The 19373-nt window shown below is 65.5% G+C and carries 19 protein-coding genes and 1 tRNA gene; 11 read left to right on the top strand and 9 right to left on the bottom strand.

What is annotated here, in order from left to right; translation table 11 throughout:
* From rlmB to AC1DOP_RS06450, 3 genes are all read left to right on the top strand, one after another.
* A complete protein-coding gene (gene rlmB / locus AC1DOP_RS06460; RefSeq protein ID WP_441933849.1) occupies nucleotides 1-750 on the top strand; it encodes a 23S rRNA (guanosine(2251)-2'-O)-methyltransferase RlmB in 750 nt (249 codons plus the stop codon).
* Nucleotides 751-890: 140 nt separating this feature from the next.
* Nucleotides 891-1631 carry a serine O-acetyltransferase gene (gene cysE, locus AC1DOP_RS06455; protein ID WP_441933847.1) on the top strand — a complete coding sequence of 247 codons (741 nt, stop codon included), beginning with the start codon at nucleotides 891-893 and terminating at the stop codon, nucleotides 1629-1631.
* A 34-nt stretch (nucleotides 1632-1665) separates the two neighbouring features.
* The gene (locus tag AC1DOP_RS06450; RefSeq protein WP_441933845.1) at nucleotides 1666-2355 is read left to right on the top strand and encodes a YceH family protein; all 690 of its coding nucleotides are present in this window, start codon (nucleotides 1666-1668) and stop codon (nucleotides 2353-2355) included.
* Between the two features lie 9 nt (nucleotides 2356-2364).
* Here the strand turns inward: AC1DOP_RS06450 and AC1DOP_RS06445 are convergent, their stop codons facing one another.
* From AC1DOP_RS06445 to AC1DOP_RS06415, 7 genes are all read right to left on the bottom strand, one after another.
* Complete coding sequence (locus AC1DOP_RS06445; RefSeq protein WP_477250502.1) at nucleotides 2365-3192, bottom strand: hypothetical protein; 828 nt, start codon at nucleotides 3190-3192, stop codon at nucleotides 2365-2367.
* Nucleotides 3193-3196: 4 nt separating this feature from the next.
* Nucleotides 3197-4189 carry a hypothetical protein gene (locus AC1DOP_RS06440; RefSeq protein WP_441933841.1) on the bottom strand — a complete coding sequence of 331 codons (993 nt, stop codon included), beginning with the start codon at nucleotides 4187-4189 and terminating at the stop codon, nucleotides 3197-3199.
* The gene (locus AC1DOP_RS06435) at nucleotides 4186-5058 is read right to left on the bottom strand and encodes an ABC transporter ATP-binding protein (RefSeq protein WP_441933839.1); all 873 of its coding nucleotides are present in this window, start codon (nucleotides 5056-5058) and stop codon (nucleotides 4186-4188) included. Before AC1DOP_RS06435 ends, AC1DOP_RS06440 begins: the two co-directional genes overlap by 4 nt.
* Complete coding sequence (locus tag AC1DOP_RS06430) at nucleotides 5055-5435, bottom strand: GntR family transcriptional regulator (RefSeq protein WP_441933902.1); 381 nt, start codon at nucleotides 5433-5435, stop codon at nucleotides 5055-5057. The genes AC1DOP_RS06435 and AC1DOP_RS06430 overlap by 4 nt, the downstream gene beginning before the upstream one ends.
* 168 nt (nucleotides 5436-5603) lie before the next feature.
* Nucleotides 5604-6368 (bottom strand): UDP-2,3-diacylglucosamine diphosphatase, encoded by a 765-nt coding sequence (locus AC1DOP_RS06425; protein WP_477250500.1) that lies wholly within the window; start codon nucleotides 6366-6368, stop codon nucleotides 5604-5606.
* Nucleotides 6369-6419: 51 nt separating this feature from the next.
* On the bottom strand, nucleotides 6420-6911 hold the full coding sequence (locus AC1DOP_RS06420) for a peptidylprolyl isomerase (protein ID WP_441933835.1): 492 nt from the start codon (nucleotides 6909-6911) through the stop codon (nucleotides 6420-6422).
* A gap of 37 nt (nucleotides 6912-6948) precedes the next feature.
* Nucleotides 6949-7545 (bottom strand): peptidylprolyl isomerase, encoded by a 597-nt coding sequence (locus AC1DOP_RS06415; RefSeq protein WP_441933833.1) that lies wholly within the window; start codon nucleotides 7543-7545, stop codon nucleotides 6949-6951.
* Between the two features lie 240 nt (nucleotides 7546-7785).
* Between AC1DOP_RS06415 and cysS the strand changes: the two genes are divergently transcribed.
* The 6 genes from cysS (at nucleotide 7786) to AC1DOP_RS06385 (ending at nucleotide 13936) form a co-directional block, all read left to right on the top strand.
* On the top strand, nucleotides 7786-9183 hold the full coding sequence (gene cysS, locus AC1DOP_RS06410; protein ID WP_477250497.1) for a cysteine--tRNA ligase: 1398 nt from the start codon (nucleotides 7786-7788) through the stop codon (nucleotides 9181-9183).
* Nucleotides 9184-9198: 15 nt separating this feature from the next.
* Nucleotides 9199-9855, top strand: coding sequence for a DNA-3-methyladenine glycosylase family protein (locus AC1DOP_RS06405; RefSeq protein ID WP_441933829.1), 657 nt, complete (start codon nucleotides 9199-9201; stop codon nucleotides 9853-9855).
* Nucleotides 9856-9932: 77 nt separating this feature from the next.
* Nucleotides 9933-10910 carry an acetyl-CoA carboxylase carboxyltransferase subunit alpha gene (locus AC1DOP_RS06400; protein WP_441933827.1) on the top strand — a complete coding sequence of 326 codons (978 nt, stop codon included), beginning with the start codon at nucleotides 9933-9935 and terminating at the stop codon, nucleotides 10908-10910.
* Complete coding sequence (gene tilS, locus AC1DOP_RS06395; protein ID WP_477250494.1) at nucleotides 10907-12346, top strand: tRNA lysidine(34) synthetase TilS; 1440 nt, start codon at nucleotides 10907-10909, stop codon at nucleotides 12344-12346. The genes AC1DOP_RS06400 and tilS overlap by 4 nt, the downstream gene beginning before the upstream one ends.
* Nucleotides 12347-12494: 148 nt before the next feature.
* Nucleotides 12495-13742, top strand: a complete 1248-nt coding sequence (locus AC1DOP_RS06390) for an aspartate kinase (RefSeq protein WP_477250492.1) — start codon at nucleotides 12495-12497, stop codon at nucleotides 13740-13742.
* A 100-nt stretch (nucleotides 13743-13842) separates the two neighbouring features.
* Nucleotides 13843-13936 (top strand) — tRNA-Ser (locus AC1DOP_RS06385).
* Between the two features lie 236 nt (nucleotides 13937-14172).
* On the opposite strand, the gene AC1DOP_RS06380 is transcribed toward AC1DOP_RS06385, so the two are convergent.
* On the bottom strand, nucleotides 14173-15729 hold the full coding sequence (locus tag AC1DOP_RS06380; protein ID WP_477250490.1) for an MFS transporter: 1557 nt from the start codon (nucleotides 15727-15729) through the stop codon (nucleotides 14173-14175).
* A gap of 119 nt (nucleotides 15730-15848) precedes the next feature.
* Between AC1DOP_RS06380 and AC1DOP_RS06375 the strand changes: the two genes are divergently transcribed.
* Together AC1DOP_RS06375 and AC1DOP_RS06370 are read left to right on the top strand one after the other, a co-directional pair.
* Nucleotides 15849-16733 (top strand): LysR substrate-binding domain-containing protein, encoded by an 885-nt coding sequence (locus tag AC1DOP_RS06375; protein ID WP_477250489.1) that lies wholly within the window; start codon nucleotides 15849-15851, stop codon nucleotides 16731-16733.
* Between the two features lie 108 nt (nucleotides 16734-16841).
* On the top strand, nucleotides 16842-17642 hold the full coding sequence (locus AC1DOP_RS06370; RefSeq protein WP_441933818.1) for a hypothetical protein: 801 nt from the start codon (nucleotides 16842-16844) through the stop codon (nucleotides 17640-17642).
* Between the two features lie 23 nt (nucleotides 17643-17665).
* Here AC1DOP_RS06370 and sbcB read toward each other — a convergent pair whose 3' ends face one another.
* On the bottom strand, nucleotides 17666-19261 hold the full coding sequence (gene sbcB / locus AC1DOP_RS06365; RefSeq protein WP_477250487.1) for an exodeoxyribonuclease I: 1596 nt from the start codon (nucleotides 19259-19261) through the stop codon (nucleotides 17666-17668).
* Nucleotides 19262-19373: the final 112 nt, after the last annotated feature.

The following is a 19373-nucleotide window of genomic DNA, read 5'->3' as shown; positions in this document are numbered from 1 at the left end:
ATGAAAAATAAAATGATTTTCGGCTTCCACGCGGTCACTTCGCGGCTGCGCCACGAAGCCCAATCGGTGGAAGAGATCTTCGTCGACGCCGGCCGCAACGACCGCCGCATGACCGACCTGATCGCCCACGCCAAGCAGCACGGTGTGCGCGTGATGCCGGTCGATGCCGAGCGCCTCGACAAGATCGTCGGTACCCGCCGCCACCAGGGCGTGATCGCCTTCGCCAGCCAGCTCTCGCTGGCGCGCAACCTGGACGAGCTGCTGGATGCGGTGGAAGGCCCGCCGCTGCTGCTGATCCTGGACGGCATCACCGACCCGCACAACCTGGGCGCCTGCCTGCGCGTGGCCGACGGCGTCGGTGCGCATGCCGTGATCGCGCCGAAGGACCGCTCGGTGGGCCTGAACGCCACCGCGGCCAAGGTCGCCAGCGGCGCTGCCGAAACCGTGCCCTACATCACCGTGACCAACCTGGCGCGCACCATGCGCGACCTGAAGGACCGCGGCGTCTGGCTGATCGGTACCTCGGACGACGCCGACAAGGGCCTGTACGAAGGCGACTTCACCGGCCCGACCGCGCTGGTCATGGGGTCGGAAGGCGAGGGCATGCGCCGCCTGACCCGCGAAACCTGCGACGTGCTGGTCAGCATCCCGATGTTCGGCTCGGTCGAGAGCCTGAACGTCTCGGTCGCCTCGGGCGTCTGCCTGTACGAGGCGCGCCGCCAGCGCCTGGCACTGGAAGCCAAGCAATAAGCGCACCCGTCGTTCCCGTTTCGCGGGAAGTCGTTTCCGGCAATGCCGGGAAGTCGTTTCCGGCAATGCCGGGAACGACGAGGCGGCTGGAATCACCCCGCCATCAGCAAACACCGCCTGGATAGGCTACCATTCGGCCTATGTTTTTTTCCAAGCTGCGCGAAGACATCCAGAGCATCATCGAACGTGACCCGGCCGCCCGCAACGGCTGGGAGGTGCTCACCTGCTACCCCGGCCTGCATGCGGTCGTCATGCACCGCTGGGCGCATGCCTGCTGGCAGGCCGGCCTGAAGTGGCTCGGCCGTTTCATCTCCTACATCGCCCGCATCATTACCGGTATCGAGATCCACCCCGGCGCCACCATCGGCCGCCGGGTCTTCATCGACCACGGCTTCGGCGTGGTGATCGGCGAAACCGCCGTGGTCGGCGACGACTGCACCATCTACCAGGGCGTCACGCTCGGCGGCACCACCCTGGTGGCCGGCACCAAGCGCCACCCGACGCTCGAGCGCGGGGTGATCGTCGGCGCCGGCGCCCAGGTGCTGGGTGCCTTCACGGTGGGCGAGTACGCGAAGATCGGCTCGAACGCGGTGGTGGTCAAGCCGGTGCCCGGCGGCGCCACCGCGGTCGGCAACCCGGCCCACATCGTGCGCAAGGAAGACCAGGTAAGGAGCGCGCAGATGTTCGCGGCCTATGGCGTCACCCCGAACGGCGACGATCCGCTGTCGAAGGCCCTGCGCAACCTGATCAACCACGTGGCCCAGCAGGACGAACAGATCGAGCGCCTGTGCTCGACCATCAAGGCGGCCGGCATTTCCTGCGCCGGCATTGCAGAGAACGACAAGCTCGACCAGGCGCAGTTGAATCGCCTGGTCGAATGAGCAACTGAAACTACTCAAATGAGCAGATGAGCAGATGAGCGAAAACAGCGACATCCCCGGCAGCTTCGACCCCGCATCCGATCTGGACCCCAACGAAATCCGCGTACTGGCCGTGCTTGCCGAGAAAGAAGCGCTCACGCCCGACAACTACCCGATGTCGCTGAACGCGGTGATGAACGGCTGTAACCAGCTGTCCAGCCGCGATCCGGTCATGCAGCTGTCCGAGGACGTGGTCCACGACACCCTGCAGCGCCTCATGCAGCGCAAGCTGGTGGGCAGCATGTCCCAGGCCGGCGCGCGCGTGGTCAAGTACGAGCACCGCATGCGCGTCAAGTGGTCGCTGGAGCAGGACAAGCTGGCCGTGCTGACCGTGCTGATGCTGCGCGGCCTGCAGACCGCCGGCGAAATCCGCACCCGCAGCGGCCGCCTGCACGAGTTCAAGTCGGTGGCCGAGGCGGAGAGCGCGCTGCAGTTCCTGATCGATAAATACCCGCCGCTGGTGGCGCGCCTGGAGCGTGCGCCCGGGACCAAGGAACCGCGCTACGGCCAGCTGCTGGGCGGCGAGATCGACGTCGCGCAAGCGGATGCGGGCGGCGCCCCGGCCTCATCCAGCGCGGCGTCCGGCGGCCGCATCGGCCAGCTGGAGCAGGAAGTGGCGGCGCTGCGCGGCGAGATCGACGAACTCAAGGCGCAGTTCGCCGCCTTCCGCCAGCAGTTCGAGTAAGGCCGGACCTTACGGCGCCGTTTCCTTCGCGGCCGGCGCCGGCTCCGCCGCCTGGGCCAGCTGCGCGGGTTCCGCCGGCGGCGCGAATTCCAGCTCGACGAGCGCGTCATTGCTCCAGCTGGTGTCGCCGATCGGCAGCTTGAAGCGCTTGCCTTCGATCTTCAGCGCCATGCTGCGCTCGCCGTCGCGCAGGGTGGCCGCGCTCAGCTTTGCCGGCGCGTCGTGCGACCAGGTGCGGTCGCCGCCCTTCGGCGTTTCGCCCTTGAACCACGAGCACCAGTCGGTGGTCAGCATGAAGCCGTTGATCAAGCCGTTCACCCAGAACGGAATCTCTTCCTTGGCGATCGCGATCTTGACCTGGCAATCGAGGCGGACGTCGCCCATCCGGTACCGGTTGTCGGCCAGTCCCGGGCTGCGCACCCAGGTCTGGAAGCGGGCCTGGCGCTTCTTGCGGTTGAGGACCATCTCGGCCTTGGCGTCATACGCCGCCTCGCTGCGCGGCACCGTAAAGCGCAGGTCCTGGTCGAGGCTCAGCGGAATCGAGAACTCGTCGGCGGCGATGCGCGCCACCAGCGGCTCGTCGCCCAGCACCTTGCCGCTGCGCGCCTCGACCTGGAAGCGCAGCTGCGGCACGTTCGGCGCCAGCGCGTGCAGTTCGTCGAACTTGTCCAGTCCGGCCACCACGGCGCGGTAGCTGTGCAGCTCGGGGTTCCTGATGGCGTTGACGTGGACGGTGCGCGTTTCGTCCTTGTCCGGTTCCGCCGCCCCGGCGGGGACGGCGGGGACGGCGGCGCAGGCCAGCATGGCGGGCAGCAGGAGGATGGCGGAACGCATCATCGCCTCAGCCCTCGTCGCGCCAGCGGCGCAGGCGGATCGCACCGAAGATCATGACCGCGCCGCACAGCGCACCGATCCAGGCCTGGGCGGTGGCGAGGGTCATCCACGAGGCTTCGAACAGGACCTGCACGTCCGGACCCTGGGCGTTCTGGTGCATGCCGGGCGGGATGCCGCCGGTGAAGCTGAACCAGATGCCGGGCACGATGCCGGTCAGCAGGCGGGCGACGATCTCCTGGGCCAGCGGCATGATGTTCAGCGGCGAGCCCGAGAAGTTCTCCAGCGTATAGCTGATCCACTTCACCAGCAGCAGGGCGATCAGCGGTACGCCCACGGCCCACAGGAAGGGCTTGGTCCTGGCCCAGCACGACACCAGCAGCAGCCAGCCGATGGTCGGCAGTGCCCACACCACGTAGACCGGCAGCAGGGCGGCCAGGCGCAGCGGCTGCAGGTAGAGGTCCGGCTGGGTGAGGATGGTGCCGCCCAGGTGGACGCCGCCGATCGCCATGGCGACGCAGCCGATCAGCAGCAGGGCCAGCGAGGCGACCACGGCGAAGGCGATCGAGATCACCGGCGCCACGCACAGTGCGGTGATGGCCTTCGACAGCACCGTCATGCCGTCCGATACCGGCAGCGACTTCCAGAACAGGATGCTGCGGTCGCGGCGCTCGTCGTACAGCGCGCCCAGGCAGTAGAAGAACACGACGAAGGTCAGGATCAGGAACAGCGGCGAGCCGGCGGCGATGTACATGCCGCTCGCGACTTTCGCGACCATCGCGCGCGACTCGGCCGGCATTGCCGCGGCGAAGGCGCCGCTGCTCACGGCCTGGCCGTTGACGTGGACGATGCCGGGCGCGCCGTGCACGGCCATCCCGTAGACCATGGTGCCGCCGACCAGCAGCACCAGCAGCGCGGAGACGATTGCAGGCGCCCAGAACATCGAGCCCTTGTGCTCCCAGAACTCGCGGCGGAGCAGCCATTTCATGGTCATGGTGTTCATGCGTAGCTTCCTTTCATGGTCGCGACGAACAGGTCGGCGACGCTGGGATTGCGGGTTTCGCCGAGGGCGGCGAGCTGCTGGCGCGAGGCGCTGCCCGGCGCGGCCGAATCGAACAGCATCACGGCCTTGCCGAACACGGTGCGGCGGTCGATCGGCGACAGGGCGTTGGCGGCGCTGATCTTGTCGTGCGAGACCATCACCTCGACATAGCGCTCGCCGATCTCTTCCATCGAGGCGGCCAGCACGATCCTGCCTTCGCGGATGAACATCAGGTCGGTCAGGATGTGCTCGACTTCCTCGACCTGGTGGGTGGTGATGACGATGGTCTTGTGCTCGTCAAAATAATCTTCCAGCAGGTTCTGGTAGAACTGCTTGCGGTAGAGAATGTCCAGGCCCAGGGTCGGTTCGTCCAGCACCAGCAGCTTGGCCTCGATCGCCATCACCAGGGCCAGGTGCAGTTGCACGATCATGCCCTTCGACATCTCCTTGACCTTCATCGACGGCTTCAGGGAAGTCGCGGCGATGTAGCGCTCGGCCTTGGCGCGGTTGAAGCGCGGGTGCACGCCTTGCACGAAGTCGATCGCATCCTTCACGCGCATCCAGCGCGGCAGGATGGCGACGTCGGCGATGAAGCAGACGTCCTGCATCAGGTCGTCGCGCTGGGTGCGTGGGTCGAAGCCCAGTACCGACAGCTCGCCGTCGAAGGGGATCAGGCCAAGGGCGGCCTTGAGGGTGGTGGTCTTGCCCGAACCGTTCGGGCCGATCAGGCCGACGATGCGGCCGGCGGGGATCTCGAAGTCGATGCCGTCGACGGCGACGCGCTTGCCGTAGCGCTTGGAGAGGCCGCGGGCGGAGAGGACGGCGTTCATGCCTGGCCTCCGTGCCCGCTGTTCAGCGGCTGGGCGCGCATCAAAAGCTCGACGTCCAGGCCGAGCAGGCGGATGCGCTCCAGCATCGCCGGCCATTCCTCGCGCAGGAAGCGCTCCCTTTCGCTTGCCAGCAGTTTTTCGCTGGCGCCTTCAGTGACATACATGCCGATCCCCCTTCTTTTTTCTACTAAGTTATCGTCGACCAGTTCCTGGTAAGCCTTCGAGACCGTGATCGGGTTCAGCTGGTACTCGGCGGCGATCTGCCGTACCGAGGGCAGCGGATCGCCGGCCTTGAGCACGCCGTCGAGCATCATCCCGATCACCCGGTCCTTCAATTGCCGATAAATCGGCGCATTGTCATTCCAGCCGATTGTCATTGCCGGCTCCTTGTTCTTGCGATGCAGCCTGGACATCCATGTCTGCCTCCTCGTTAATGGGGCACTACTTCGGTGAGGTATTGAAGTGGTGTTGTAGTGAAGTATAACACCTGTTCGCAACGCGTCAAGACAGAATTTGAACGATGTCGTTCAGTCCGGATCGGGGGGTTAGAGGGGCTGGCCGTCGAGGCCGTAGCGGGTGATGCGGCCGTGCGCATCGATCGCGATCCAGCCGCCGCGCGCCGGTTCGGCATCCAGTTCCCAGTCGGGCAGCACGTAGCGGCGCCGGCTGGTCGCCGGGTCTGTATGCAGGGCGGGGCGGTGGGTATGGCCGTGGATGATGATGTCGGCGCCGGTGGCGTCGTGCAGGGCGGACACCGCATCCGGCGTGACGTCCATGGTCTCGTAGGACTTCTCGCCATGGGCCTGGCGGCTGCCTTCACGCAGGCCGGCGATGATGGCCTTGCGCTGCGCCAGCGGCATGGCCAGGAACTGCTGCTGCCAGGCCGGGTCGCGCACCTGGGCGCGAAAAGCCATGTATTCGAGGTCGCCGGTGCACTGCGCATCGCCGTGGACCAGGGCAACTTTCTCGCCCTTGAAGCTGGCCACATGGGGTTCGGCCAGCAGGCTCAGGCCGGCGGCGCGGGCGAAGTCCCGGCCGACCAGGAAGTCGCGGTTGCCGGCCATCCAGTAAATCGCCACGCCGGCGTCGGACAGGGCGCGCAGCGCGTCGGCGACGCGCTGGTGGAAGGGCGAGGCGATGTCGTCGTCGCCGGCCCAGTATTCGAAAATGTCGCCGAGCAGGTAAAGCGATTCGGCGTGGGAGGCGTGCTCGGCCAGGAAGCGGAAAAAGGCTTCGGCCGTGTGCGGATGCGATTCCTGCAGGTGCAGGTCGGAAATGAAGAGCGCAAGCGTGCGCGCGGGACTGTTCATCGGATTAACGGTGGACGTGCCCCACGCGCCTTGCTTGAATAGACTACTTGATTAAACGATTTCGGCTTTCTCGATGATCACGGCTTCGGCCGGCACGTCCGAGTGCATGCCCGAGCGGCCGGTCTTGACGGTGTTGATCTGGTCAACCACGTCCTGGCCTTCGACGACCTTGCCGAACACGGCATAGCCCCAGCCGTCCTGGCCCGGGTAGTTCAGGAAGTCGTTGTTCTTGGTGTTGATGAAGAACTGGGCCGAGGCCGAGTGCGGGGCCATGGTGCGGGCCATCGCGATGGTGTACTTGTCGTTCTTCAGGCCGTTCTTGGCTTCGTTCTCGACGGTCTTGTCGGCCGGCTTCTGGCTCATGTTCGGCTCGAAACCGCCGCCCTGGATCATGAAGTCCTTGATCACGCGGTGGAAGATCGTGTTGGTGAAGTGACCCTGGTTGACGTATTCGACGAAGTTGGCAACGGTCTTCGGCGCTTTGGCGTCGTCGAGTTCGATCTTGATGTTGCCCTTGTTGGTGGTCATGAGTACGGTGGTCATGGTTTGTCCTGTGCCTTATTGTTAAGAGTTCCGTATTTTACTGCGCTTTGAGGATGGTCGCGGACTTGATCACGACCGGTGTCACCGGCACGTTCTCCATGCCGCGCACGTCGTCGACCAGCACGCCCTTGATCTTGTCGACGACTTCCTGTCCCTTCACGACCTTGCCGAACACCGTATAGCCGGAGCCGTTCATGTTCGGATAGTCAAGGCCGGGGTTGTCGACCACGTTGATGAAGAACTGCGAGGTGGCGGTGTCCGGGTTCGATTCGCGCGCCATCGCGACGGTATAGGCAGCGTTCGACAAGCCATTGTCCGATTCGTTCTTGACCGGCGGACGGGTCTTGCGGCCGTTCAGCTTGGCGTCCATGCCGCCGGTCTGGATCATGAAGCCGTCGATCACGCGGTGGAAGATCAGGTCCTTGTAGAATCCCGCCTTGACGTACTTGAGGAAGTTGTCGACCGTCTTCGGCGCTTTTTCCTGGTTCAGCTCCAGCACGATCTCGCCCATCGTGGTTTTCAGCGAGACCTGCGGGTCGGCCGCCCAGGCCGCCGTCGACAGCAGCAGGGCGCCGGCAGCGGCGGCCGCCATGCGGGCCAGCAAGCGGGTAGGGGACGGTTTCATGATGTGCATCGTGGCTTCCTCTCTGTGGGCAAACGCAAAGTGATGTCAAGACTTTTGCAGAAAAATAAACCTGTGGCATATGCGGCCAGACAGGATTTTATCAATGCTATACTTTGCGATGGACTGTTGATTTTATCAAAGTAACAGCGAAATCAAGTCCTGACGGTCGCGACTTGGGTCATCCCCGGCACGTTGCCTAGCTGCAAGTGCGTCCGAGCGTCAAGCTCCAACCATCCAGAACACCATCCGATGAGCCAACTAAAGATTTACAACACGCTCGCGCGTGACAAGCAGATATTCGTTCCCAAGCAACCCGGCAAGATCAACATGTACGTGTGCGGGATGACGGTCTACGATTACTGCCACGTCGGTCACGCCCGGATGATGATGGCTTTCGACGTCATCTACCGCTGGTTCAAGGCCTCGGGCTACGAGGTCAGGTATGTCCGCAACATCACCGACATCGACGACAAGATCATCAGGCGCGCCGTCGACAACGGCGAAACCATGTCCCAGCTGACCACCCGCTTCATCAAGGCGATGGACGAGGACACCGCCGCCCTCGGCATCCTGCCGCCGGACTTCGCGCCGCGCGCCACCGAGCACGTGCCGCACATGCTGGCGATTATCGAGAAGCTGGAAGAAAAGGGCCTGGCCTACCAGGGCGAGGACGGCGACGTCAACTACGCCGTGCGCGAATTCCCCGGCTACGGCAAGCTGTCCGGCAAGTCGCTGGACGACCTGCGCGCCGGCGAGCGCGTCGACGTCAATACCGGCAAGCGCGATCCGCTCGACTTCGTGCTGTGGAAGGCCGGTAAGGAATCCGAACCGGCGGAAGCCAAGTGGGATTCGAAATGGGGCATCGGCCGCCCGGGCTGGCACATCGAATGCTCGGCCATGTCCTGCGCGCTGCTGGGCGAACATTTCGACATCCACGGCGGCGGCGCCGACCTGCAGTTCCCGCACCACGAGAACGAGATCGCCCAGTCGGAAGGCGCTTTTGGCCCGCCGATGGCGAACTACTGGGTCCACAACGGCTTCGTGCGCGTCGATAACGAGAAGATGTCCAAGTCGCTGGGCAATTTCTTCACGATCCGCGACGTGCTCAAGAAATACGATGCCGAAGTGATCCGCTTCTTCATCCTGCGCGCCCACTACCGCAGCCCGCTGAATTACTCGGACGTCCACATCGACGACGCCAGGGGCGCGCTGACCCGCCTGTACACGGCCCTGGCGGACGTGGACCTCGGCGGCGAGAAGGTCGAGGTCGACTGGGAAGAGGCGCATGCGCTCCGTTTCCGCGAAGCGATGGACGACGATTTCAATACCCCGCTGGCGGTAGCCGAGCTGTTCGACCTGGCTTCGGAAGTGAATCGCAGCAAATCGGTCAAGGATGCGCGCCAGCTGAAGGCACTGGCCTCCGTGCTCGGTCTGCTCGAACGCTCGCCCCAGGAATTCCTGCGCGCCGGCACCCCGGGCGAAGGCGGCATGGATGAAGCCGTGATCATGGAGGCCATCGCCCGCCGCGCCGCCGCCAAGAAGGCGCGCAACTTCCTTGATGCCGACGCCATCCGCGCCGAGCTGACGGCCGCCGGCATCGTGCTCGAAGACAAGCCCGACGGCACGACCAACTGGCGCCGCGCCTGAGCGGCACGATCCGGAATGGCACTTTCCAAGGACCTCATGGGCTCGGCATCGACATTGCCCGACGTCCCGCCTTACTGGGCGGAGGCGAAGGCCGAGCTCATGCAGCGGGACCGCATCATGAACAAGCTGATCCCGCAGTTCGGCGACATGCACCTGCGCGGCCATCCGGACCCGTTCACGACCCTGGCCCGCTCGATCGTCGGCCAGCAGGTCACGGTCAAGGCCGCGGAAGGCGCCTGGCTCAAGCTGCGCGAACTGTGTCCGAAGATGACGCCCGCCCAGGTGATCAAGGCCGGCTTTGATCCCTTGTCCGCCTGCGGACTCTCGAAACGCAAGACCGAATACATCCTCGACCTGGCCGACCATTTCAAGGCCAAGCGGGTCCATGCCGACCTGTGGTCGCAGATGGATGACGAGGCGGTGATCGCCGAGCTGGTCCGTATCCGCGGCATCACCCGCTGGACAGCGGAGATGTTTTTGATATTTAATCTGCTCAGGCCGAACGTCCTACCGCTCGACGACGCCGGCCTGATCCAGGGCATCAGCCAGAATTATTTTTCGGGCGAACCCGTATCGCGCAGCGATGCGCGCGAAGTGGCGGCCAACTGGGAACCCTGGCGGACCGTTGCCACTTGGTATTTATGGCGCAGTTTGGACCCGATTTCCGGATAATTTCCGGTTAGAATAGCGCCCTTGCCGCCGCAGCACCGGTCGATCCCGGTCGCGGCCACGAACAACCCGGAGGTACAATGAGTAAAACAACTTTCCTCAGTTTTGAACAGCCGATCGCCGAGCTCGATTCCAAAATTGAAGAGCTGCGTTTCGTGCAGGACGATTCGGCTGTCGACATCTCGGAAGAGATCGACCGCCTGGCCAAGAAGAGCCAGCAACTGACGAAAGACATCTACGCCAAGCTGACGCCATGGCAGGTTTCCCAGATCGCGCGCCACCCGCAGCGTCCGTATACGATGGACTACGTGAACGCGATCTTCACCGATTTCCATGAGCTGCACGGCGACCGTACCTTCGCGGACGACCAGTCCATCATCGGCGGCCTGGCCCGTTTCAACGGCCAGGCCTGCATGGTGATCGGCCACCAGAAGGGCCGCGACACCAAGGAACGCGCGATGCGCAACTTCGGCATGCCGCGTCCGGAAGGCTATCGCAAGGCGATGCGCCTGATGAAGCTGGCCGAGAAATTCAACCTGCCGATCTTCACCTTCGTCGACACGCCGGGCGCCTTCCCGGGCATCGACGCCGAAGAGCGCGGCCAGTCCGAAGCGATCGGCCATAACCTGTACGTCATGGCCGAGCTGAAAGTGCCGCTGATCGCCACCATCATCGGCGAAGGCGGTTCGGGCGGCGCGCTGGCGATCGCCGTCGGCGACGCCGTGCTGATGCTGCAGTACGCGACCTATTCGGTGATCTCGCCGGAAGGCTGCGCCTCGATCCTGTGGAAAACCTCCGAGCGCGCGGCCGACGCCGCCGACGCCCTCGGCCTGACCGCCCACCGCCTGAAGGCCATCGGCCTGATCGACAAAATCGTCAGCGAACCGCTGGGCGGCGCCCATCGCGACCCGGCCGCCATGGCCCAGGGCCTGAAGCGCGCGCTGGCCGACACCCTGCGCCAGTTCCAGGGCATGAAGACCAAGGATCTGCTGGAAGCCCGTCACGCGAAGCTGATGGCTTACGGTAAATTCAAGGAAACCCTGCCGCGCGAAGAGTGAGCTCCCGTAAGAACGGACCGGACGACGACGCCGGTCCGGCCGCCCTTGCCGCGGCATCCTTTGCGCAGGCTTTCGCTCAGTTACGCGATGAGCTGCGTGCAGAACATTCCCCATCCTCCATCGCGGTCGCCCTCAGCGGCGGCCTCGATTCCATGGTCCTGCTGCATCTGGCGCACCAAGCCGCCAGTGCCGCCGGCCTGCCGCTGTTCGCCTTCCACGTCCACCACGGCCTGAGCCCGAACGCCGATGCCTGGCGCGCGCATTGCGCGGACGCGGCGGCAGCGCTGGGCGTGCCTTTCGACCATCGCGACGTCATGGTAGAGAAGGGCAGGAGCGGGCTGGAAGCAGCGGCCCGCAAACGGCGCTACGCGGCGCTGGGCGAGATGTGCCGCGCCCATGGCGTCGACCTGCTGCTGACCGCCCACCATCTCGACGACCAGGCCGAGACCGTGCTGCTGCAATTGATGCGCGGCTCCGGCCCGGCCGGCCTGTCCGGCATGGATGCATCCAACCGCGCACCAGGCCTGCTCGGCGACGAGCGCCTGGTGATGGCGCGTCCGCTGCTGGCGGTGGCGCGCGCCGAACTGGAAGCGTTTGCCGCGGCGCAGCAGATCGCCTGGGTCGAGGACGAATCCAACAGCGATCCGCGCTACGCCCGCAACGCGCTGCGCCACCAGGTGATGCCGGTGCTGGCCCAGGCCTTCCCGGGCTTCCAGCGCCGCATCGCCCGCAGCGGCGCCCATGCGCAGTCCGCCCAGCGCCTGCTGGACGAGCTGGCCGGGCAGGACCTGGCGGCCTGCCTGGTGGGCGAGGGCCTCGACCTGGCGCGCCTGCGCAACTTCAGCCGCGACCGCGTCAACAACCTGCTGCGCCACTGGTTCTCGGTGCGCCGCCTGGGCATGCCCTCGACCGCCTGGCTGGAGCAGATGGTGGGGCAGCTGCTGTCGGCGCGCGAGGATGCCCAACCGCTGGTGTCGCATCCGGAAGTCGATGCGCGCCGCTACCGCGACCGTCTCTACCTGGTGCCGAAGCAGAAGGATCTGGCCGGCCTGCGCGATCCCGACGACGAAGGCATCATCGTCAAGCATGCCCAGGCCTTCCGCTGGAACGGCGAGCCCAGCATCGCCTTCCCGGACTACGGCGGGGTGCTGCATTTCGATGTGGCCGATACTGGGCTCCAGCCGGACTGGCTGCGCGGCCGCCCGCTGGAGATCGACTTCCGCAAGGGCGGCGAGCGCCTGAAGCTGGCGCCGAACCGTCCGACCCGCGGCCTGAAGCAACTGTTCCAGGCGGCCAATGTGCCGGTGTGGGAGCGTTCGCGCCTGCCGATCGTCAGCACCGGCTTCGACCTGCTGTTCGCCGCCGGGCTGGGGATGGATTGCCGGCACGTCGAACAAGGGGAAGGGCGCATCGCCCTGCGCTGGCAAGCCCTGTGAAGGTGGGCGGAAAGCGCTAATATGCACTTTCTGCATTACCTTATTCCAATAAGGTATAGATTTCGCATTACCACGTATTGTGATTCTGCACCGCAGCATGTAGAGTTTAAGACCCCTTCTATTTTTACAAGCGGAAATCCCCACTGTCATGGCTTTAATAGTCCACAAATACGGCGGCACGTCGATGGGATCGACGGACCGCATCAAGAACGTCGCTGCGCGCGTCGCCAAATGGCACGACGCCGGCCACCAGATCGTCGTCGTCCCCTCCGCCATGTCGGGCGAAACCAATCGCCTGATCGGCCTGGCAAAAGAGATCATGGCGCAGCCGGATCCGCGCGAGCTAGACATGATCGCCTCGACCGGCGAGCAAGTGTCCGTCGGCCTGCTGGCGATGGCGCTGCTGGCACGCGGCAAGGATGCGGTCTCGTACACCGGCTGGCAGGTGGGCATCAAGACCGATTCCGCCTTCACCAAGGCGCGCATCCAGTCGATCGACGACTCGCGCGTGCGCGGCGACCTCGAGGCCGGCAAGATCGTGATCATCACCGGCTTCCAGGGTGTGGACGACGAAGGCAATATCTCGACCCTGGGCCGCGGCGGCTCGGACACCTCGGCGGTGGCGATCGCGGCCGCGATGAAGGCCGACGAGTGCCTGATCTACACCGACGTCGACGGCGTCTACACCACCGACCCGCGCGTGGTGGACGAGGCGCGCCGCCTGCACAAGATCACCTTCGAGGAGATGCTGGAACTGGCCTCGCTGGGCTCGAAAGTGCTGCAGACCCGCTCCGTGGAATTCGCCGGCAACTACCGCGTCCCGACCCGCGTGCTGTCGTCGCTGACCGATCCCCTGATGCCGCTCGAAGAAGAAGCCAGCTCGGGCACCCTGATTTCGTTTGAGGAAGAAAACAACATGGAACAAGCCGTCATCTCCGGCATCGCCTTCCACCGCGATGAAGCCAAAATCACCGTCCTGGGCGTCCCGGACAAGCCGGGCGTCGCTTACCACATCCTCGGCCCCGTCTCGGACGCGAACATCGAGGTCGACATGATCATACAGAACGTGTCGGTAGACGGTAAAACGGACTTCACCTTCACGGTCTCGCGCAACGACTACCAGCGCGCCCTGGGCGTCCTCGAAGCGAACAAGGAAGAACTGGGCTTCACCCGCCTGCTGGGCGATGCGAAAGTGTCGAAGGTCTCGGCGGTCGGCGTCGGCATGCGCAGCCACGTCGGCGTCGCCTCGCAGATGTTCCGCACCCTGGCGGAAGAGGGCATCAACATCATGATGATCTCGACCTCCGAGATCAAGATTTCGGTCCTGATCGACGAGAAATACATGGAGCTGGCGGTACGCGCCCTGCATAAAGCGTTTGACTTGGAGAAAGCTTAACTTTTTCAAAAAAATTGGCCGTGCTTCCTTGACCAAATGAAGTGTGGCCATTAATATGCGTGCACTCAGCGACAACGAGCAACACTGTTAAGAGCTGACTGGAGGCGTGGCCGAGTGGCCGAAGGCACTTCCCTGCTAAGGAAGCATACGGGCTTAAACCTGTATCGTGGGTTCGAATCCCACCGCCTCCGCCAGAGATTCAAACAAAAAAGCGACCGCCAGGTCGCTTTTTTGTTTTCCGCGGCAGAACAGGCGAGCAGGGCGCCTGCGCGCCCTGCGGGTGGGATTCGAAGCCGCGCGCATGCTTGCGCGCGGGCGGCCTGCGGAATGTAGGCGAATCCCACCGYCTCCGCCAGAGATTCAAACAAAAAAGCGACCGCCAGGTCGCTTTTTCGTTTTCCGCGGCATACACGCCGCCCTGCACACCGACTCATGCAGCCGCGCGGCCCCGTGACGCCGGCCGCATGCAACCATGGACAAGCAGGCCGGCCGCGGCGGCCGTCACGGCGGCAAGCATGAAGGCGTGCGCAAATCCGGCGCCGAAGCCGGCGCGGACCAGGGATTCGAGGGCGGGAGCCGGCAGGCCCTTGGCGGCGCCGACAGCGTGCCCGAGGTCGCCGGCCACCAGCCGTTCGACCATGGCGGGCGCCACAGGCAGGCCGAGCCGCGGCAGGCCTTCCAGCAGCAGGCCGCGTACGCCGCTGGCCAGCACCGATCCGAGGCTTGCGAAGCCGAGGAGGATGCCGCAGAAGCGCGAGGTCGTGCTGATTCCCGATGCCATGCCGGCGCGCTCGGCCGGCACCGCACCCATGATGGCCTTCTGCGTTTCGCCGTTGAGCAGGCCGCCGCCGGCCCCCAGTATCGCCATCCCGACGGCGTCGAGGACGCCCGCGCCGGTCGTGCGTGCCGAGTACGCCATGACCAGGTTGCCGGCGCCGACGACCAGCAGTCCGAGCGTCAGGATCCGGTAAGCGGGCATGGACGCCGCGAGCCAGCGCCCCACCTGGGGAAACACCAGCATCGACAGTGCGAACGGCAGCATGCGTACGGCCGCCGCGAGCGGCAGCGCGCCGCGCGCGTTCTGCAGATAGAGGGGCAAAAGGGAGGCCATGACCTGTGCCGACGCCGCATACGCCAGCATCGCGACGATGCCCCCGATGAAGCGGCGGTTGCGGAACAGCGCCAGATCCAGCATCGGCGCCGACGTCCGGCGTTCGACGCCGACGAACAGCGCGAACAGGCTGGCGCCGGCCAGGCAGCGCAGCAGCACCGGGGCGCTGGTCCAGCCTTCCGCCGGGCCGCCGATCAAGGCCCAGGTAAACGCAAACATCGCTGCCGAGAACAGCAGGACGCCCGGGAAGTCGACGCTGCGCCGTTCCGGGTTGCGCGATTCGGGCACCCAGCGCAGCACGGCGAGCGCCAGCCCCGCGCACACCGGCAGGTTGATCAGGAAGGCCCAGCGCCAGCCCAGCGCATGGCTGATGACGCCGCCGACGAGAGGCGACAGCACCATCGTCAATCCCATGATGGCGCCCCACACCGCCCATACCCGGGCGCGGTCCGCCTCGCCGTGGAAGGCGTGGCCGATCACCGCCAGGGAAGGGGCGAGCAAGAATGCCGCACCCACGCCCTGCGCCGCGCGCGCGAGGTAGAGGCCCTGCGCGGTGGAGACCACGGCGCAGGCCAGCGAAGCAATCGCGAACCCCGTCAGGCCTGTAAGCAGCACGAGCTTGCGTCCGCAACGGTCGGCAATCGCACCGGCCGGCAGGAGCAGGGCTGCAAAGCACAGCAGGTAGGTGCTGACGACCCATTCGATGTCGGCAAAGGTGGCGTTCAGGTCCCTTGCGATGGCTGGGAGGACCATGCCGACCAGGTTGGTGTCGAGGACAGTCACGGCGCAGCCCAGCGATGCGGTCAACAGCAGTGCCGTGGAAGAAGCACGGGCGCGGCTCACCGGTAGATCGAGGGCGAGTTGTCGAGAGGGCATAGCGATGGGCTCCGTTTGCTTGGGTCAATCGCCATTACAACCGAGGATTCAATTAGCTTCAATCACGCAAAAAGATGAAATAATTCGCTAATACCGAATACTGAAAGCTGGAAGCGCATATGGACCTGCGACACCTCCGATATTTCGTGGTCGTGGCTGAGGAGCTGCATTTCGCGCGCGCCGCCGAGCGGCTTGGCATCGCGCCGTCGACGCTGACGGTACAGATCCAGGAGGTCGAAAGGGTGCTCGACGCAAGGCTGCTGCTGCGGACCAAGCGCAGCGTGAGCCTGACGGCGGCCGGCCAGCTGTTTCTCGAGCAAGCGCGCGCCAGCCTTGCGCAATTCGACCGGGCGCTGAACGTCGGGCGGCGCGCCGGCCGCGGCGAGCTCGGCTGGATAAAACTGGGTTATGTCGGCTCGGCCGTGTTTGCCGGCATCCTGCAGCAGCAAATGCTGCGCTTTTGCGCGGCATGGCCGGAAGTCCAGCTGGAAGCGAAAGAAGTGCCGATGGGGCGGCTGCCCGACCTGGTCGCGGGCGGGCAGGTCGACATCGGCTTCGTGCGCCTGCCGATCGCGCTGCCGGACGAACTCGGCGTCCATGTCCTGCAGCGTAACCGGTTCTGCGTGGCCCTGCCTGCTGATCACCGGCTTGCCGCGGCGGTGTCGCCGATCCTGCCGCAGCAGCTGGCCGACGAGAGCTTCGTCGTGCCCGAACAGGAGCTGGGCACGCGCGAGGTGGGACGGCGCGGCGGATTCAGCCCCAGGATCGTCGCCACGCCCGGCAGCCTGGTGGCGGTGCTGGCCGAAGTCTCGATGCGCACCGGTGTCGCGGTGGTGCCGGACGTGCTGGTCACGACCGTCCTGTTGCCCGACGTCGTGTTCAAGCCGCTCGCCGGAGACGCGATTACCTCCGATCTGGCGGCCGTGTTCCGCCGCAATGAGCGCGCTCCGGCCGTGAAGAACATGATCCGGCAGCTCGCGCAAGCCGCATTGCCGGACGGTTGATTCCGGCATGCGTCTCCGAGCCGCCCACCGCGCGCACGCTCGTGCGCGGGCGGTCTGCAATCGGGAGGATGATTCGTCATATCCCATCAAGTCCTGAAATCAGCCGCCATGCAAACGAAACCAAGGACCAGACGAAACAATGCCTCGACCTCCCAACTGGACCTGCCCTTCGTCCAGCCCGAAACCCTGCGCAACCTGGGCTATTACCTCGGCATCTGCAAGGCCTTCGCCGCCTACCACAAGCGCTGGCCGACGCCCGGGTCGACCCGCGAGGAATTCCGCGCCGCGCGCGTGCCGGAGTACGACGGCACGCGGCTCGAGCGCGAGCTGCGTTTTCCCGGCCCGGCACTCGAAGCCGACCCCGCCTACCAGGCGCTGCGCGAGCGCTGCCTGGCCGACGATCCCCACGCTGAAGTAAGCATATCGGCGCTGCATCCAGGCTACCGCGAAACCCTGCAGGACGAAGATGTCGCCACACTCTTCGACACCATCACACTGCCAGGCAACGCCGGCCCGGGCGCGGTCCGCTACGCCACCGGACTACCGGCGCATGCTCACGACGAACTGAGCTTGCGCCTCGGCGCGGCAGTGCGCGCGCAGGCGCTTGCCCTTGCCGCACTCGATCCCGACGATCCCATGGTGCGCGCAAAAGCCTTCTCCGTGCGCGTGCGGGCGACGGGCGAGCTGACGAGCTTCATGGAGCGCATCGGCATGCCGCTTCCGCCGCCGCCCGAAGGGCTGGCCGACCATTACCTTCTCGAGGCCGACGACCAGGGGCGCCTCACCATCCGCTACCAGCTGCGGGAGGGCAGCCGCTACGCGGGCCGCTTCGACGTCCAGCGGCTGACCGGACAACTCGCATCGGCCTACGCCGCCAGCCCGGAGCTCGCCCGCCTGCGCAATACCTGAGCGAATGGGCCGGCGCCATCCGCCTATCGACGTTTCCTGGTCCGGCCCGCGGACGGCGTCACATCCGCGCCGCCGAACAGGTCGGGCTGGACCGGCGTCGCGGACGGTACGGGCGCGGCGGGCGCCGGCGGAGCAGGGGACGGAGGCTCGGCCGGGCCGGCGGTATCGAAAGGATCGATCGCGGCCGCCAGGCCGTTCGCATACGCCAGCACCTGGTCGAGGATGTCAACTTTGGCGGCATCGAGGGGCTCGCCCGCCTGGCCCAGCCTGCGCCGGCAATCGGCGACCGCGGCCCGGACCATCGAGACCGTGCGGCTGCCGGGATAGCCCGAGATCAGCTTGTCGAAGCGGTGCTCTTCCCACTTGTCCTGCTCCCGCTGGGACAGGAAGGCCGGATAGTGGCGCGCCTTGTAGCGCAGGAAGAGGGCGGTCAGCCTGGGATCGCTGAACTCCGGCCTGACCGACGCCAGGTTGGCCGGATCCAGGGTCAACAGCTGGTCGAGGGTGCGGCGGTCGTTGCCGATGAAGCCCGCGTACAGGGCCTCTTCGGGATCGCCGTCGAAGGATGGCGGCGTAAACGCCACCTGCAGCAGCCGGGGCAGGTCGACCGCCTGCAGCACCTCCCGCATGTCGGGGACGTTCGCCAGCGCCGCATCGAGATCGATGCTCAGCTCGGCCGCCCGCTCCGGCGACAGGAGATCCAGCTTCCTGAACACGGCCGGCGACTTGTTCGCGGCGATGCAGTGGATGGGCATGCGGCTGAAGCCCGCGGGCTGGTCTTCCTGCCTGGTGAACAGGCGCCTGCGCAGGGTCTCGGCGTCGATGTCGAGCAGCTGGCGCGGATCCCCGGCCAGGTCCCAGGCGATGACTTCGTTCCTGTTGGTGGGGTGGGCCGCGACCGGCATCATGATCCTGACCCCGGCGGTTTCCGGCGAGCCGCGTCCGACATGGAGGAAGGGCGCCTGCCGTTCCGGGTCCATTTCCTGTAGCGCCAAGGCCTTGTCGCGCATCGAGAAGCAATGCGCGTACAGCGCCGGCTGCCGCTGCCGGATCAGCCGTGCGAGCCCGATGGTGGCGCCGACGTCGGACAGCGCATCGTGCGCCAGTTCGTGCGGCAGGCCGTTCGCCTTGCTGAGGCGCGCCAGCTTGAACGACGGCTTGCCCTGGTCGTCGCGCGGCCACTCCAGCGTGTCGGGGCGCAGGGCGTGGACGGCGCGCACCAGCCCGATCAGGTCCCACCTGCCGCATCCATCCTTCCATTCGCGGGCATAAGGATCGATGAGGTTCCGCCAGAACATGAAGCGCGTGATCTCGTCGTCGAAGGCGATCGAGTTGTAGCCGAAAGAAATCGTTCCCGGCATCGTCATCTGGCGGCGGACTTCCGCCACGAACTGCAGTTCCGGGAGGCCCGCTTCCTCGCACAACTGCGGCGTGATGCCGGTGATGACGCAGGCATCGGGGTCGGGCAGCAGGTCCGGATAAGGCTTGCAGTACAGGGTCATCGGCTTGCCGATGAGCTTCAGTTCCATATCGGTGCGAACGCAGGCGAACTGCATCGGCCGGTCACGGCTCGGATCCAGGCCCGTCGTTTCGTAATCGAAGACCAGCAAACTGTTCATTGGGCCTCTCATGGAAGTGGACACCATGCCAACATGATACGCGCGATGCAAAAATGTGAGCATCATGACAAATCCGCGCGTATCGGCAGCGGGGCAAGTGTTGCATTTTGTC

This window comes from Massilia sp. 01N410, assembly GCF_056399665.1.
Note: the sequence above shows the minus strand (reverse complement) of the source record. Positions and strands in the feature narration are given on the sequence as shown.